At 73.0% G+C, this 15,249-nt stretch carries 14 protein-coding genes; 9 read left to right on the top strand and 5 right to left on the bottom strand.

All coding sequences use genetic code 11. The features are described from left to right. The first annotated feature begins 182 nt into the window (after positions 1–182). From ACFVVX_RS03965 to ACFVVX_RS03930, 8 genes are all read left to right on the top strand, one after another. Positions 183–1,118 carry a hypothetical protein gene (locus tag ACFVVX_RS03965; protein WP_387941086.1) on the top strand — a complete coding sequence of 312 codons (936 nt, stop codon included), beginning with the start codon at positions 183–185 and terminating at the stop codon, positions 1,116–1,118. A gap of 51 nt (positions 1,119–1,169) precedes the next feature. After that, the gene (locus tag ACFVVX_RS03960; protein WP_387941084.1) at positions 1,170–1,994 is read left to right on the top strand and encodes a hypothetical protein; all 825 of its coding nucleotides are present in this window, start codon (positions 1,170–1,172) and stop codon (positions 1,992–1,994) included. Beyond that, entirely contained in the window at positions 1,991–2,851 is an 861-nt protein-coding gene (locus tag ACFVVX_RS03955) for a hypothetical protein (protein ID WP_387941082.1), read from the top strand. The genes ACFVVX_RS03960 and ACFVVX_RS03955 overlap by 4 nt, the downstream gene beginning before the upstream one ends. Further along, positions 2,848–3,894, top strand: a complete 1,047-nt coding sequence (locus ACFVVX_RS03950) for a hypothetical protein (protein ID WP_387941080.1) — start codon at positions 2,848–2,850, stop codon at positions 3,892–3,894. Before ACFVVX_RS03955 ends, ACFVVX_RS03950 begins: the two co-directional genes overlap by 4 nt. Before the next feature lie 108 nt (positions 3,895–4,002). Next, positions 4,003–5,079 carry an ABC transporter ATP-binding protein gene (locus tag ACFVVX_RS03945; protein WP_387941078.1) on the top strand — a complete coding sequence of 359 codons (1,077 nt, stop codon included), beginning with the start codon at positions 4,003–4,005 and terminating at the stop codon, positions 5,077–5,079. Next, positions 5,063–5,965, top strand: a complete 903-nt coding sequence (locus ACFVVX_RS03940; RefSeq protein ID WP_387941076.1) for an ABC transporter permease — start codon at positions 5,063–5,065, stop codon at positions 5,963–5,965. Before ACFVVX_RS03945 ends, ACFVVX_RS03940 begins: the two co-directional genes overlap by 17 nt. Before the next feature lie 25 nt (positions 5,966–5,990). After that, positions 5,991–6,908, top strand: coding sequence for an ABC transporter ATP-binding protein (locus ACFVVX_RS03935; RefSeq protein WP_387941074.1), 918 nt, complete (start codon positions 5,991–5,993; stop codon positions 6,906–6,908). Between the two features lie 34 nt (positions 6,909–6,942). Next, positions 6,943–7,659, top strand: a complete 717-nt coding sequence (locus tag ACFVVX_RS03930; RefSeq protein ID WP_387941072.1) for an ABC transporter permease — start codon at positions 6,943–6,945, stop codon at positions 7,657–7,659. 84 nt (positions 7,660–7,743) lie between these two features. Here the strand turns inward: ACFVVX_RS03930 and ACFVVX_RS03925 are convergent, their stop codons facing one another. Beyond that, entirely contained in the window at positions 7,744–8,994 is a 1,251-nt protein-coding gene (locus ACFVVX_RS03925; protein ID WP_387941070.1) for a CynX/NimT family MFS transporter, read from the bottom strand. A 58-nt stretch (positions 8,995–9,052) separates the two neighbouring features. Beyond that, the gene (locus tag ACFVVX_RS03920; protein ID WP_387941068.1) at positions 9,053–9,784 is read right to left on the bottom strand and encodes a FadR/GntR family transcriptional regulator; all 732 of its coding nucleotides are present in this window, start codon (positions 9,782–9,784) and stop codon (positions 9,053–9,055) included. A 77-nt stretch (positions 9,785–9,861) separates the two neighbouring features. On the opposite strand from ACFVVX_RS03920, the gene ACFVVX_RS03915 reads away from it, so the two are divergent. Next, entirely contained in the window at positions 9,862–10,713 is an 852-nt protein-coding gene (locus tag ACFVVX_RS03915; protein WP_387941066.1) for a sporulation protein, read from the top strand. A 68-nt stretch (positions 10,714–10,781) separates the two neighbouring features. Here the strand turns inward: ACFVVX_RS03915 and ACFVVX_RS03910 are convergent, their stop codons facing one another. From ACFVVX_RS03910 to serS, 3 genes are all read right to left on the bottom strand, one after another. After that, positions 10,782–12,497, bottom strand: coding sequence for an LCP family protein (locus tag ACFVVX_RS03910; protein ID WP_387941064.1), 1,716 nt, complete (start codon positions 12,495–12,497; stop codon positions 10,782–10,784). Positions 12,498–12,809: 312 nt separating this feature from the next. Further along, entirely contained in the window at positions 12,810–13,652 is an 843-nt protein-coding gene (locus ACFVVX_RS03905; RefSeq protein ID WP_387941062.1) for an HAD family hydrolase, read from the bottom strand. Positions 13,653–13,701: 49 nt separating this feature from the next. Further along, positions 13,702–14,979: a serine--tRNA ligase gene (gene serS / locus ACFVVX_RS03900; RefSeq protein ID WP_387941060.1), complete on the bottom strand. Its 1,278-nt coding sequence runs from the start codon at positions 14,977–14,979 to the stop codon at positions 13,702–13,704. Between the last annotated feature and the right edge of the window lie 270 nt (positions 14,980–15,249).

Below are 15,249 nucleotides of genomic sequence, written 5' to 3'. Positions count from 1 at the left end.
TCGGTCACGGTGTGTCCGATTGATTGATCATTGGGTGGGAGTGCGGTGATTGATTTTGTTGGCACCGGTGTGCGGCGGCTTTCATAATTCCTGCTGAGACGCGTGACGGTAGACCTGGAGAGCCACGGGGGGTGGCCCGCGAGGGCCCGTGCGCCATTCCCACATTTCCCCGGGGGAGTTCCTTGTCCGCGCCCGAAAACCTGCCGTCCGCCGACGAACCGGTGGATGGTCCCGTTCCGGTTCCCGATCCCGATCCCGCCGAGTACGCGCCGTTCGCCGGGCTGCCCGGCGCGCCGGCCGCCGCCGCACCGGCCCGCCGGCTGCCGCGTGCCGTCGGGGTGGTCCTCGCCACCGCCGGCCTGCTCGCCGTGACGGCGGCCAGCGCGGCCGTCACGGTCGCGGTCGGCAGGCCCGACGAGCGGTCGACCGTCGTCGCCGCCGGCCTGACCGGCCGCCCCTCCGCGAGCGCCTCCGCGGGCCCCTCCGCGAGCCTCTCCGCGAGCCCGGGCCAGTCCGCGAGCGCCTCCGCGAGCCCGTCCGCGTCCGCGACGGCCGCACCGAAGCCCAGCCCGACCGCCTCCGCCCCGGCGCCCAGGCCGACCAGCACCCTGAAGGGCGGCGTCAGCGGCGGCAGCCACAGCGGCGACCTGCGCTACTTCCTGCTCCCGATCCCGGACGGCGGCGAGTCGTACGGCCCCTCCGACGGCGTGATGATGACGGACGAGGAGATCGCGGAGGGCTACAAGCAGGCCGACATCATGGACGTCCTGAAGTCGTACGGGTACAAGGAAGCGGCCACCCGCACCTACCGGACGGCCGACGGGAAGGCCGAGGTGACGGTCGAGCTGATGCGGTTCGGTTCGCCCTCGATGGCGAAGGACTTCGCCAAGGGCTCGACCCTGAAGCAGACCGACACCATCGAGATCGAGGGCGACCCGAGCGCCCACGCCTACCGGTTCACCCCCCGGCAGCAGGCGTTCACCGGCTCGATGGTCGGCATCTCCAACTCCGGTGACGTGCAGTACACGATCACCGTCGACGTGAAGGGGACGCCCGACAAGGCGCTGCTCAACGACGTGATGAAGCGCCAGCGCGAGCGGCTGGCCTCCGGCGGCTGAGCCCCGCCGCCCGCCCGCCTTCGACGCCCTTTCCCCTTCTGGAGCGATTCCATGACCACCGAACCCGTGGAGCCGTCGCCCGCCGACGCTCCGCCGCCGGCCGCGCCGCCCGCGCCCGCCGTGCCACCCGCCGCGCCCCCCGCCGAGCCGTCGCTCGGACTCCCGACCGAGGCCGCGCCCGCGTCCGCGCCCGTCCGCCGCCGCCCCCGGCCGGTGCTGCTGCTGACCTCGGCCCTGGTGCTGGGCACCGTCCTCGGCGGCGCCGTCGGCTACGGCATCCAGGCCCAGCGCCCGCCCACGCCGCTGCCGCCCCTGCAGGTGGCCCGCCCGGCCTACCCGGCCGAGGTGGTGGACCCGGCGGCGGCCGCCGCGGCCGCGCCGAGGCCGCTCGCCGTCGACGGCGACCTCCGCAAGCTGCTGATCACCCGCCCGGACGGCAGCGAGGTCTGGGGCGACTACCCGGACACGCCCAGCTGGGTGAGCGTCGGCGACCTCGCCGAGCGGGACGGCAAGGCCGACGTCTCCTTCAAGGACTACCTCCGGGAGGGTCTGCGCCGCGCGGCCGGGGTCAGTTGGAAGAAGGGCGGCGTCAAGTACCGCGTGACGCTGCTCCAGTACGGCCCGGACCGCGCCGCCGAGGCGATGGTCCGCGCCAAGAACTTCAGCCTCAAGCCCTTCGTCGAGGGCGTCAACGGCGGTTACCGGGTGGAGAGTTCGCCGGACTACTGGGCCGAGAGCACCGAGCAGTACTACTACGGGTACGCGGTCGCCCGGCGCGGCACCGTCGTGCTGGAGGTCGAGGTCTACGCGCCGCAGGCGGTGCAGGCCGAGGACCTGAAGGACATCGCCAAGCGGCAGTGGGAGCGGCTGACATGACCGACAACACCGTCACCCAGGCCGCGCCGGTCGCGGAACCGGTCCCGGAACCGGTCGTGGAACCGGCTACCGAGCCGCTGCCCTCCGCCGACGCACCCCCCGCCGTGCCCGTCCGCCGGTCCCGGCTGCTGCGCGCCACCGGCGCGACCGTGGCGGCCGCCCTGGTCGGCGTGGTCATCGGCATCGGCATCATCAAGGTCGAGTACGACGCCCCCGGCCCGGTCGTCGCCGCCTCCGGTGCGCCGACCACCGGGCCCGCCCCGACCGCCGCCCCGACGCCCTTCGGCGCCAAGTCCAACGGGAACCACTTCGGTTCGCTGCGCGACCTGCTGCTGCCCGTCCCGGACGGCTACGCGCTCGGCCCGGACGACGGCGGCTACGGCAACGACGTCGAGCTGTCCGCGGACCGGCTCTCGGCGGACATGGAGGAGGACCTCAAGGAGGTCCCGAAGGAGAAGCGCGACCGGCTCCGGGCGTACTGGGAGGGCCTGCACGTCAAGGCCACCGGGGTGCGCACCTACAAGGCCGTGGGCAGCAACGACCTGCTGATCGGGATGAAGCTGCGCCAGTTCAACCAGCAGGAGGTGCAGAAGCTGAACGAGTACACCGCCGTCTTCACCGGTGACACCGGACTCTTCCGCATCGGCCCCGAGATCCCGGGCCACCCCGAGGCGCACTGCTACCTGATGCCCGTTCCGCCGGGCGCGCAGATCGACTACCTGGAGTGCTCCGCCGCCGAGGGCGACCTGCTGGTGGTCATGAACGTCGAAGGCGTCGCGCCGCTGCGCAAGGACCGGATCGTCACCCTCTTCACCCAGCAGCTCGACCGCCTCGCCACCCCGGGAGCGTCCGTATGACCGACAGCGCCACCCCACAGGACACCGCGGCCCCCGCGACCGCGCCGCCCGCCGTACCCCCGGGTCAGCCCGCCCCCGCCGCCCCGGACCCCTGGGCCGGCCCCGCCGGCCCCGAGGCGCTCGCGCCGCTCGCGCCGCCGGAGACCCCGGAGGAGCGCGCGGCCCGGCTCCGGCGCCGCCGCAACGCGCTGCTGCGCTGGGGCGCCGCCGTGCTGGTCCTCGCCACCGCCGGGACGGCCGCCGCGATCGCGGTGACCGCGCCCGAGCGCACCAGGATCCCGGGCCTGGCGACCGCGAACGACGGCCGCTACACCTTCGCCCCGCTCGCCCTGCCGCCGCTGCCCTCCGGCAAGGCGGCCCCGAGCGCGAGCGACAGCCGCAACCGCCACGCGGCCGACCTGCGGTACCTGCTGCTGCCCGCGCCCAGGGAGGCCGGCGGCTCGCTGACCCCCGTGGTCTTCCCGACCCCGACGGCCGTCGCCTCGCAGACCGCGGCCGCCTCCGCCTCCGCCTCCCCGTCCTCCGCCGCCCCGGCATCCGGTCCGGCCTCCGCCACCCCGTCCGCCGGGGCCGCGCCCTCCACCGGCCCGGCCCAGGCCACGGCCGACTGGGTGCCCTGCGGGGACGCGGCCGCCGATCAGCGCGACCCGGCCGCGCTCGCCGGCAAGCTGGCCGAGGACGCGTGCCGCTCCGCCACCGTCCGCGAGTGGACCGCCTCGGACGGCACCCGGACCAGGATCCGCCTGCTCGGCTTCGGCTCCTCCGGGGAGGCCTGGGACGTCTTCAGCCAGCTCCGCTCCGACGGCGCCCTCAAGGACCTGGACCTCAAGGCGCAGTCCCCCGAGGGCTTCGACCAGGTGCCCGGTGTGGACAGCGCCCTGCGGGTCGGCACCGCCAGGGCAGCCTCCGGCGAGCCGTCCGCCCGCGCCGCGTACCTGAGCGCCGGCGACGTCCTCGCCGTGATCGTGATGACCAACCCCAAGGGCGTCCCCGCACCCGCGTTCCGGCAGGTCGTCACCCTCCAGTCCGACCTGCTGGCCTGACGGCCGGTACCGTGCCGCCCCGGGCCGGTCGCGCATGCGGCCCGCCCGGCCCGGGGCAGCCGGGACGATCCCCTAGGGGATGACGGGGAGGCGTCATACCGCAGCATCATGCGGGGCTCGTCATTCCAGCTCATCCCAGCACGGGGTGCGGACACTACGTTGGAAAACGTGTCCACTGTCATCAAGACGGACGGCCTCACCAAGAGGTTCCCCCGGGTCACCGCCCTCGATCAGCTCACCGTAGAGGTGCAGCCCGGGGTGGTCGGTCTGGTGGGGGCGAACGGGGCGGGCAAGTCCACACTCATCAAGATCCTGCTGGGGCTCGCCCCGGCGACCTCCGGCACCGGGCAGGTCCTCGGCCTGGACATCGCCACACAGGGGTCGGAGATCCGCGAGCGGGTCGGGTACATGCCGGAGCACGACTGCCTGCCGCCGGACGTCTCGGCGACGGAGTTCGTGGTGCACATGGCCCGGATGGCCGGGCTGCCGGCCGCCGCCGCGCGCGAGCGGACCGCCGACACGCTGCGCCACGTCGGGCTGTACGAGGAGCGCTACCGGCCGATGGGCGGGTACTCCACCGGCATGAAGCAGCGGGTCAAGCTCGCTCAGGCGCTGGTGCACGACCCCAAGCTGGTGCTGCTGGACGAGCCGACCAACGGGCTCGACCCGGTCGGCCGGGACGACATGCTGGCGCTGATCCGCCGGGTGTACTCCGACTTCGGGATCTCGGTGCTGGTCACCACCCACCTGCTCGGCGAGCTGGAGCGCACCTGTGACCACCTGGTGGTCATCGACGGCGGCAAGCTGCTGCGCTCCTCCTCCACCGCCTCCTTCACCGAGGCGACCGCGGTGCTGGCCGTCGAGGTGACGGACTTCCCGTCCGCGGGCCCCGCCGACGGCGACCACACGGACCCAGCCCCCGCCGACGGCCACCCCGCGGACTCCGCCGTCGCGGTGCGCGAGCGGATGGCCGCCGCCGGGCTGTCGGTCCAGATGGACGGCTCGCGGATCCTGCTGGTCCGGATCGACGGGGACGACACCTACGACACCATCCGCGACACCGTCGCGGGCCTCGGCCTCGGCCTGGTCCGGCTGGAACAGCGCCGCCACCGGGTCGCCGAGCTCTTCACCGACTCCGCCACCGCCGCACCGCAGGGAGGTACCGCAGATGTCGCTGCCTCCTGAGACCAGGTCGACCGACACCGGCGTCATCCACGACATCGGCTACCGCGGCTACACGGGCCCCCGCCTCGGCCGGGCCTACGCGACCCGCTCGCTGTTCACCCAGAGCCTGCGCGCCGCGTACGGGCTCGGGCGCTCCGGCAAGTCCAAGGTGCTGCCGATGCTGGTGCTCGGCGTGGTCACCGGGCCCGCGGTGATCATCGTCGCCTTCGCGATCGTCACCGGCCGCAAGGAGCTCCCGCTCGACTACCCGGGCTACCTGGCCGCCCTCGGGCTGATCGTCTCGATCTTCCTGGCGGCCCAGGCGCCGGTGCTGCTCTCCCGGGACCTGCGCCACAACACCGTCCCGCTGTACTTCTCCCGCCCGATCACCCGCGGCGACTACGTCCGGGCCAAGTTCGCCGCGATGGCCTGCGCCCAGCTGCTGCTGATGACGGCCCCGCTGCTGGTCCTGTACATCGGCGCGCTGCTCGGCGGGCTGGACTTCGGGCACAACACCGCGCAGCTCCTGTACGGCCTGGTCACCGCCGTGCTGTACGCCCTGGTGCCGACCTCCGTCGCGCTGGTGATCGCGGCGAGCACCCCGCGCCGGGGCTTCGGGGTGGCGGCGATCATGGGCTACCTGGTGGTCAGCACCACCCTGGTCGCGATCATCACCGGTATCAGCAGCGGCGTCTCCGAGACCGTGCCGGACTCCGCCCAGTGGATCGCACTGCTCTCGCCGAACGAGCTGGTCGAGAGCCTGACGAACCAGCTGTTCGACCTCGGGACCGACCCCGGCCGGATGCACGCGCCCGGCGCGCTCGGCGCGGCCGTCTTCCTCGTCGTCGCCGCCGCGATCACGGCCGGCTCGTACGCCCTCCTGCTGCGTCGCTACCGCAGCATCTGATCACCCGAGTATCTGAGAGGGCGTCATGGCCACCATCACCATCGACAAGGTCTCCCGCTGGTTCGGCAACGTGGTCGCCGTCAACGACATCAGCATGGCGATCGGCCCCGGCGTCACCGGCCTGCTGGGCCCCAACGGCGCCGGGAAGTCCACGCTCATCCACATGATGAGCGGCTTCCTCGCCCCCTCCACCGGGGCGGTCACCCTGGACGGCGCGCCGATCTGGCGCAACCAGGAGGTGTACCGGCAGATCGGGCTGGTGCCCGAGCGCGAGTCGATGTACGACTACCTGACCGGCTGGGAGTTCGTGCTCGCCAACGCCGAACTGCACGGACTCGCCGACCCGGGCGCCGCCGCCAAGCGGGCGCTGGGCCTGGTCGAGATGGAGTACGCCCAGGACCGGAAGACCGGGACGTACTCCAAGGGCATGAAGCAGCGCGTCAAGATGGCCTCCGCGCTGGTCCACGACCCCGCGGTGCTGCTGCTCGACGAGCCCTTCAACGGCATGGACCCGCGCCAGCGGCTCCAGCTGATGGAGCTGCTGCGCCGCTTCGGCGCGGACGGCCGGACGGTGCTGTTCTCCTCGCACATCCTGGAGGAGGTCGAGCAACTGGCCCGGCACATCGAGGTCGTGGTGGCCGGCCGGCACGCCGCCTCCGGGGACTTCCGGAAGATCCGCCGGCTGATGACCGACCGCCCGCACCGCTACCTGGTCCGCTCCAGCGACGACCGCCGGCTGGCGTCCGCGCTGATCGCGGACCCGTCGACGGCCGGCATCGAGCTGGACCTGCAGGACAAGGCGCTGCGCATCCAGGCGGTGAACTTCCAGGGCTTCACCACCCTGCTGCCGAAGGTCGCCCGGCAGGCCGGCATCCGGCTGTACACCGTCGCACCGGCGGACGAGTCCCTGGAGAGCGTCTTCTCCTACCTCGTCTCCGCCTGAACGCCTCAACCGGACCAGGAAGGCCGACCACACCATGAACCCGACCGTCGCCAGGCTGACGCTGCGCGGCCTGCTGGGCCGCCGCCGCGGCCTCCTGCTGCTGGTGGTCCCCGCCCTGCTGCTGCTCGTCTCGGCGATCGCCAGCGGCTCCAGCGGGGACAAGCACGACCTGACCGTCAAGATCCTCGGCCAGCTGGGCCTCGGCACCCTGCTGCCGATCCTCGGCCTGGTCGTCGGCACCGGCGCCATCGCCACCGAGATCGACGACGGCTCGATCGTCTACCTGCTCGCCAAGCCGCTGCCCCGCTGGAAGATCATCACCACCAAGCTGGTGGTGGCCGTCGGCACCACCTGGGTGTTCGCGGCCGTCCCCACCCTGCTCGCCGGGCTGCTGCTGTACGGCACCGGGGACAACCTGGCGCTCGGCTACACCGTCGCCACCCTGGTGGCCGGTGCCGTGTACAGCGCGCTGTTCCTGCTGCTCGGCGTGGCCACCCGGCACGCGGTGGTGGCGGGCCTGGGCTACGCGCTGATCTGGGAGTCCCTGGTCGGCAACTTCGTGAAGGGCGCCAAGACGCTGAGCGTGCAGCAGTGGGGCCTGTCGGTGGGCGAGGCGGTGGCCGGGGACGGCGCGATCACCGCGGGGGTCTCGCTCGGGGTGGCCGTGCCGCTGCTGCTGGTGCTCACCGTGGCGGCGACGGTGCTGGCCTCGGTGAAGCTGGCCGGGCTGACCCTGGCCGCCGAGGAGTAGGCCCGGCGGCCCGGGTGGCGGCCTGCCCGGCCGCCACCGCCCGGGTCGCGCCCGGGTCGCAGCGTCCGGGTCGCAGCGTCCGGGTCAGAGCGTCCGGTTGCGGCCCGCGCCCCAGCCGGCCGCGGCGACGACGGCGGTCAGCGCCAGCATCAGCACCAGCACGGTGTCCCAGCCGCCGGTCAGCTGCCGCAGCGCCCCGGCGCCGACCGGTCCGGCCGCCGCCACCAGGTAGCCGACCGCCTGCGACATCCCGCCCAGCCGGGCGGCACCGGCCGCGCTGTCGGTGCGCAGCACGATGAAGGCGAGGCCGAGGCCCAGCGAACCGCCCTGGGCGATGCCCAGGATGGTGGCCGCGACCCAGGCGCCGGGCACCGGCGAGACCAGCAGGATGGCGAGGCCCAGCCCGTTCAGCACGGCCATCACGAGGGCCAGCGCCCGCTGGCTGGTCATCCGGCCGGCCATCAGCGGGACGAGGAACGCCCCGGCGACCTGTACCAGGTTGGAGAAGGCGAAGACCAGGCCGGCCTCGCCGCGGTCCATGCCGTGGTCGGCCAGGATGGTCGGCATCCAGGCGACCAGGATGTAGACCAGCAGCGACGAGACGCCCATGAAGAGGCTGATCTGCCAGGCCAGCGGCGAGCGCCAGATCCCCTGCGCGGGGACGGCGGCGGCCCGGGGCGCGCTGGCCGCCGGCGCCGGAGCCGCGGCCCGCTCCTGGCGGGAGCGCAGCACCTGCGGCAGCCAGGCCACCGCCGCGACCAGCGCCAGCAGCGACCAGGCGCCGAGCGAGGCCTGCCAGCCGCCGCCGAGGGCGTGCTCCAGCGGCACCGAGGTGCCGGCCGCGAGGGTGGCGCCGACCAGCATGGTGGTCGAGTAGACGCCGGTCATGGCGGCGGCCTTGCCCGGGAACTCCCGCTTCACCAGGCCCGGCATCGAGACGTTCAGGACGGCGATGGCCACGCCGATCACCACGCAGCCCGCGTACAGCGCCGCCACCGAGGGCAGCACCCGCAGCAGGACGCCCGCGCCGAGCACCAGCACCGCGCCGAGCACCACCCGCTCGGTGCCGAACCGCCTGGTCAGCCGGGGGGTGAGCGGGGCGCCGACGCCCTGGAAGAGCACCGGCACGGTGGTGATCAGGCCGCTCGCGGTGGCGGAGAGGCCGAAGGTCCGCTGGATCTCGCCGACCATCGGCGAGATCGCCGCGAGGCAGGCGCGCATGTTCAGGGCGACCAGCAGGATGCCGGTCAGCAGCAGGGCGGGGTGGGCCAGCCGGGCGCGGACGGGGAGCGTGGGAGTGGTGACAACCGGCTGCTGGGCACGGGTGACTGCCATGGGTCGTGCTGCTCTTTCGTGAGGACGGGGACGCGGGCGCGGAAGGGGCGGGCGCCGCTTACTTCCGGGCCGCGATGGCCGCGAGGAGCTGCTCGACGGCCGCGGTCGGCTCGGCGAGCAGCTCGCGACACGCCGCCTCGGCGCGGTCCGGGTCGCCGCTCTCGATCGCGTCCACCAGGGCCTCGTGGGTGGCCACGACCACCTCGGGCATCTCGTGGTCGCCGAAGGCCGTCCGCATCGACTCGCGCACCGAGGCGCCGAAGTAGCGGTACACCTCGGCCAGCGCCGGGTTGTGCGCGGCCTCGACGACGGCGGTGTGGAACTCCAGGTCGTGTTCGACGGTCGCCTCGCGGCCGGCCCGCTCGGGGTGCGCCGCGATCACCTCGGCCTCGCGGGCCAGTGCGGCCCGCATCCGGCGGATGTCCTCGGGCGTGTGCCGCAGTGCCGCCAGCCGGGCCCCCTCGGCCTCCAGCGCCGCGCGGACCTCCAGGACGTCCCGGATGCCGGAGCGCTGGACCCCGCGCAGGACGGAGGCCGGGTCGCTGGTGCTGCGGACGAAGGTGCCCTCGCCCTGCCGGGAGACCAGCATGCCGGCGTGCACCAGCACCCGGATCGCCTCCCGTACGGTGTTGCGTCCGACCTGGAGGCGCTCGGCCAGCTCGTGCTCGGTGGGGATCCGCGAGCCGACCGGCCAGGCGCCGGCGGCGAGCTGCTCGCGCAGCTGGTCGATGGCGGTGTCCACCAGGGAGCGCCGGCCGGCGGCCTGCAGGTTGTCGTTCGTGCTGGTCACGGCGGCTCCTCCCGAGTCCTCTGGGCCGGTCATCGGTCATCCTACAACTGCTTGCCCGGTCATCCTACAACTGGTGGATGAACACCATGGGAACCGTCCGGGCCGGCCTCGCGTTGCTCCGGACGACTTCGGTCCACCCCTATTGCAAGGAGAGCGTCCGCATGGTGTTCAAGAAGCTGCTCGGTGCCCTGGGCGTCGGCGGTCCCGGCGTCGACACCGTCCTGTCCACGCCGGTGGTGCAGCCCGGCGGCACGCTGCACGGGACGGTCGAGCTGACCGGCGGCACGGTCGAGGCCGACATCCGGGGGATCACGCTGACGCTGGTCGCCCGGGTGGAGATCGAGCACGAGGAGGGGGAGAGCACCGGTCTCTACCCGTTCGCGCGCTTCTCCGTCACCGCGCCGCTGGTGCTGGCGCCGGGCGAGAACCGCTCGATCCCGTTCGCCGTCCCCGTCCCGTGGGAGACGCCGGTCACCGTCGTCGCCGGGCAGCGCCTGCACGGGATGCAGCTCGGCGTGCGCACCGAGGTGGACATCGCGGGCGCGCTCGACAAGGGTGACTCCGACCCGCTGGAGGTCGAGCCGCTGCCGGTGCAGCACCGGATCCTGGACACCCTGCTGCAGCTGGGCTTCCGGTTCCGCTCCGCCGACCTGGAGGCCGGGCGCATCCGCGGCACCGGTCAGACGCTGCCGTTCTACCAGGAGATCGAGTTCTCCTCGGCGCCGCAGTACGCGCACTCCTGCAACTCGCTGGAGGTCAGCTTCGTGACCACCCAGAACCGGGTCGAGGTGGTGCTGGAGGCGGACAAGCGCGGCGGCCTGTTCGGCCACGGTGGCGGCGACGTGATCCGCACCCACGTGGTCGAGCACGGCCAGGCCGACCAGGACCTCACGGCCCTGGTCGACGGCTGGATCCGCGCGGCGCTCTGACCCCCGCTGCCACTCGCTGACCCCCGCCGACCCCCGCGGCCACCCGGCGCGCGGGCGGCCGGCGGCGGCTATCCGTAGGAGACGTTGCTGCAGATGTCGTCGTCGGCCGAGCGGGCCTCGTTGACCACCTCGGTGGGCAGCGGGGCCGGGGCGGCGGGCGTGCCGGGCGCGGCGGCCGTGGTGGCGTTGGCGGCGGCGTAGTCCTTGCCGAGCACCAGGCTGATCCCGGCCGCCGAGGTCGGCGTCAGGGTGGAGCCGGGGAACATCGCCGCGACCTTCTCCGCGTTGGCCTTCTGGCCGGAGCCGTACTCCACCGTGGTGGTCGCCTTGTTGGTGTTCTTGGCGGTGGTGACACCGGTGACGGTGACCTTGGCGGCCTTGAGCGTCTCGGCGGCCTTGGCGGCCAGCCCGGAGGCGGTGGTGCCGTTGTAGACCGCGACCTTGACCGGCGGCCCCTCCACCGCGGCCGGCGGGGGCGGCGCGGCGGGGGTGGTCTCGGGCGCCGCGGTCGGGGTCTGCGGGGCGTCCTCCTGCTTGCCCGTGGCATCCTCGCCGTCGATGGTCCGGTCGGCCTGGAGGGTCTTCCAGAGGTTGTCGACGGCGGGGTGGACCAGGTCGATCCGGGGGCCGTTGTAGCGCCACGGCGTGGTGAGGAACTTGACGTCGTGCAGGTCGATGTTCTTCATCGACAGCGCGAAGTCCATCAGCTTCTTGGCCGAGTCCAGCCCGGGGTCGACCGTCATCGACTTGGTGGCGGCGTCGGCCAGCGGCAGCAGCGTGGTCGGGTTCAGGCCCTCGCCCTTGACCTTGGCCATCAGCGAGGCCAGGAAGGCCTGCTGGCGCTTCATCCGGCCGACGTCGGACTCGTCGCCGATGCCGTGCCGCAGCCGGACGTAGTCCAGCGCCTTCTGGCCGGCGAGCTTCTGCTTCCCCTTGGGCAGGACGACCTTGCCCTTCTTGCCCAGGTTGGGGTTGAGGTGCCCCTCGTAGACGTCGTTCGGCAGGCAGACGTCCACCCCGCCGACGGCCTCGGTCATCGCCGCGAAGCCCTCGAAGTTCACTTCTATGGTGTGGTCGACCCGGATGCCGGTGAGCTTCTCCACCGTGTTCTGCGTGCAGGCCGGGTTGCCGGACTCGCTGTTGCCCACCGAGAACGCCGAGTTGAACATCTGCCCGGGCGACTCCTTGGTCCACTTGCCGTTCGGCAGCTTGCACGCCGGGATGGTCACCAGCGCGTCGCGCGGGATCGAGATGCCCACCGCGTGCTTGTGGTCCGCGTAGACGTGCAACAGGATCGTGGTGTCCGAGCGGGCACCGTCCTCGTTGCCGCCGCCGAGGTCGCTGTTCTTGCCGGCCCGCGAGTCGGAGCCGATCAGCAGGATGTTGACCGGCTTGTTGCCGTTGGCGTCGGCGACCGCCTCCGGCGGGCGGTCGGTGGCGATCGCGTCCGGGTCGAAGGACTTGATGTTGCCGTTGAGCTTGTAGTAGATCGCGCCGCCGGTACCGGCCAGGAGCACCAGGACCCCGGCGGCCGACCAGGCGACGATCTTCTTGAGGTTCCGCTTGGGCTTGCGGCTGTTGCGCGCGGCCGCCCGGCCGCCGGCCGCGGTCGCGCCCGGCGCCTCCTTGCCGGCCGCACCCCTGCCCGCCGGGCCCTTGCCCGTGGTCGAGCCCTTGCCCGCGGTGCCCTTGCCCTGGGCCGCCCGCCGGGCCTCGGCCCGGCCGCCCGGCCGGGGCGCGGGGACGCGGCCGTCGGCGCTGTCGGCGGGGGGCTCGGTCCGCACACCGCCGCGCGAGCCTCCGGCGCCGTGCGAGCCTCCGTGTGAACCGCCACCGCGGGGGCCGCCGCCGCTGGCGCGCCGCCGTCCGTCCGCTCCCGACGGGGTCTCGTCCCACTGGCCTGACATGCGCGTACCTCTCAGCGGCGAAGCGGCAATCCTGTGCGCGTCCGGCGGGCAACGCCCGGGCCGGCTGGTCGCACCGCACAGGAGCACCGCACCGGGAGACGCGGAGCTTCAGCGGAGCATACAAACTCTTCCTGAGACGGTCAGCATCCGGGTGCCGCCGAGGCGATCACCGGGCCCCCGTCCGGCCGTTCAGCGGACCGGGTAGAGCCGCTCCAGGACGACGGCGACGCCGTCCTCGTCGTTGCCGACGGTGACCTCGTCGGCGACCGCGAGCAGCTCCTCGTGGGCGTTCGCCATCGCGACGCCGTGCGCGGCCCAGCCGAACATCGGGATGTCGTTGGGCATGTCACCGAAGGCGATGGTGTCGGCGGCGCGCACGCCCAGCCGACGGGCCGCGACGGCCAGCCCGGTGGCCTTGGAGAGCCCGAGCGGCAGCAGTTCGACGATGCCGGCGCCCGCCATCACGACGCCGACCAGATCCCCCGCGACCCGGCGGGCGAGGTCGGCGAGGCCGTCGTCGGTCAGGCCGCGGTGCTGGATGTAGAGCTTGCTGAGCGGGGCGGCGAACAGCTCGTCCTTGTCCGCCCGGACCACCGGGAGGTCGGAGCCGATCAGCAGCTCGTACCCCGGACCGGCCAGCACCTGGCCGTCGAGGCCGTCCTGGTTGGCGGCGACGGCCAGCGGGCCGATCTCCGCCTCGATCTTGGCGATGGCCAGTGCGGCCTGCCGCCGGTCCAGGGTGAGCGAGGTGAGCAGCTTGTGCGCGCCCGCGTCGTAGACCTGCGCGCCCTGGCCGCACACCGCTATGCCGGTGTAGCCGATCTCGTCGAAGACCGGCCGGGCCCAGGCGGCCGAGCGGCCGGTGACGATGATGTGCAGCGCCCCGGCCGCGGTGGCGGTGGCCAGTGCGGCCCGGGTGCGCTCGGAGACGGTCTCCCCGCTGTTCAGCAGGGTCCCGTCGAGGTCGGTGGCGACCAGCCGGAAGGGCAGGTCGCCACCGGGGGAGACGGGGCTGGGGCTGGTGTTGCTCATGGGCCGTACGTCTCCCGGGAGTTGCTGTCGAGCGGTGCTGCGGAGGGCGTTACTTCTTGACCGGCGGGAGGACCTCGCGCCCGCCGAGGAAGGGACGCAGCGCCTCCGGGACGACGACCGAGCCGTCGGCCTGCTGGTGGTTCTCCAGGATCGCCACGATGGTGCGCGGGACGGCGACCAGGGTGCCGTTCAGCGTGGCCAGCGGGCGGACCTTGCCCTCCTCGCGCATCCGGATGGCGAGCCGGCGGGACTGGTACTCGGTGGTGTTGGAGGTCGAGGTGACCTCGCGGTACTTGCCCTGGGTCGGGATCCACGCCTCGATGTCGAACTTGCGCGCGGCCGAGGAGCCGAGGTCGCCGGAGGCGACGTCGATCACCCGGTACGGCAGCTCCAGGGCGTTGAGGAAGTCCTTCTCCCACTGCAGCAGGCGGCGGTGCTCGGCCTCGGCGTCCTCCGGGGAGGTGAAGACGAACATCTCCACCTTCTCGAACTGGTGGACGCGGATGATGCCGCGGGTGTCCTTGCCGTAGGTGCCGGCCTCGCGGCGGAAGCAGGACGAGTAACCGGCGTAGCGCAGCGGCAGCTTGTCCGCGTCGATGATCTCGTCCATGTGGTACGCCGCGAGCGGGACCTCGCTGGTGCCGACGAGGTAGCGCTCCTCCTCCGCGAGGAAGTAGACGTTCTCGGCGGCCTGGCCGAGGAAGCCGGTGCCGTCCATGGCGGCCGGGCGGACCAGGGCCGGGGTGATCATCGGGGTGAAGCCGGCCGCGGTGGCCTGGGTGATCGCCATGTTGACCAGGGCGAGCTCCAGCAGCGCGCCGACACCGGTCAGGTAGTAGGACCGCGCGCCGGCGACCTTGGCGCCGCGCTCGGTGTCGATCGCGCCGAGGATCTGCCCCAGCTCGACGTGGTCGCGGGGCTCGAAGCCCTCGGCGGCGAAGTCGCGCGGGGTGCCGACCTCCTCCAGGGTGACGAAGTCCTCCTCGCCGCCGACCGGGGCGGCCGGGTCGATGAGGTTCGCCAGGGAGCGGAGCAGGCGCTCGGCCTCCTCCTTGGCCGCACCCTGCTCGGCGTCGGCGGCCTTGACCTCCTCGGCGAGCGCCTTGGTGCGCTGCAGCAGGGCGGTCTTCTCCTCGCCCTGGGCCTTGGCGACCTGCTTGCCGAGCGTCTTCTGCTCGTTGCGCAGCTCGTCGAAGCGACTGCCCGAGGACCGGCGGCGCTCATCGGCGGAGAGGAGGGCGTCGACCAGGTCGACGTCCTCGCCACGGACGCGCTGCGAGGCGCGTACTCGGTCAGGGTCCTCACGAAGCAGGCGAAGGTCAATCACGGGCCCAAGCCTACCGGGCGGGTGCCCTTCCACCGGTACGGATTTCCGGCTGGGGATAACTCGGCCCTTCCTGTGGATAACCCTTGTGGGCAATCGCGCCGCGAAAGGTTATCCACAGGCGGAACCGGTGGGCTGTGGATGATGGGACCCCCTGGGCGGGCCGTGTGTGCAACCAGGGAATTGAGGTTTCAAACCTCATTTGACCTTCCCGAGTGAGGGAATTGAAGCACTCGCACGGGTGATTTGCTGGCACACGGGTGACTCTGGTCC

It is taken from the genome of Kitasatospora sp. NPDC058170 (genome assembly GCF_042883905.1).
GTDB lineage: Bacteria > Actinomycetota > Actinomycetes > Streptomycetales > Streptomycetaceae > Kitasatospora.
This window is presented reverse-complemented; position numbering and strand designations above follow the sequence as displayed.

Excerpts from the sequence above, each read along its gene's own strand:
- ACFVVX_RS03945 (WP_387941078.1), top strand. The coding sequence starts at position 4,003 with ATGCGGGGCTCGTCATTCCAGCTCATCCCAGCACGGGGTGCGGACACT.
- ACFVVX_RS03935 (WP_387941074.1), top strand. The coding sequence starts at position 5,991 with ATGGCCACCATCACCATCGACAAGGTCTCCCGCTGGTTCGGCAACGTG.
- ACFVVX_RS03955 (WP_387941082.1), top strand. The coding sequence starts at position 1,991 with ATGACCGACAACACCGTCACCCAGGCCGCGCCGGTCGCGGAACCGGTC.
- ACFVVX_RS03930 (WP_387941072.1), top strand. The coding sequence starts at position 6,943 with ATGAACCCGACCGTCGCCAGGCTGACGCTGCGCGGCCTGCTGGGCCGC.
- ACFVVX_RS03925 (WP_387941070.1), bottom strand. The coding sequence starts at position 8,994 with ATGGCAGTCACCCGTGCCCAGCAGCCGGTTGTCACCACTCCCACGCTC.
- ACFVVX_RS03960 (WP_387941084.1), top strand. The coding sequence starts at position 1,170 with ATGACCACCGAACCCGTGGAGCCGTCGCCCGCCGACGCTCCGCCGCCG.
- ACFVVX_RS03950 (WP_387941080.1), top strand. The coding sequence starts at position 2,848 with ATGACCGACAGCGCCACCCCACAGGACACCGCGGCCCCCGCGACCGCG.
- ACFVVX_RS03915 (WP_387941066.1), top strand. The coding sequence starts at position 9,862 with ATGAACACCATGGGAACCGTCCGGGCCGGCCTCGCGTTGCTCCGGACG.
- ACFVVX_RS03905 (WP_387941062.1), bottom strand. The coding sequence starts at position 13,652 with ATGAGCAACACCAGCCCCAGCCCCGTCTCCCCCGGTGGCGACCTGCCC.
- ACFVVX_RS03940 (WP_387941076.1), top strand. The coding sequence starts at position 5,063 with ATGTCGCTGCCTCCTGAGACCAGGTCGACCGACACCGGCGTCATCCAC.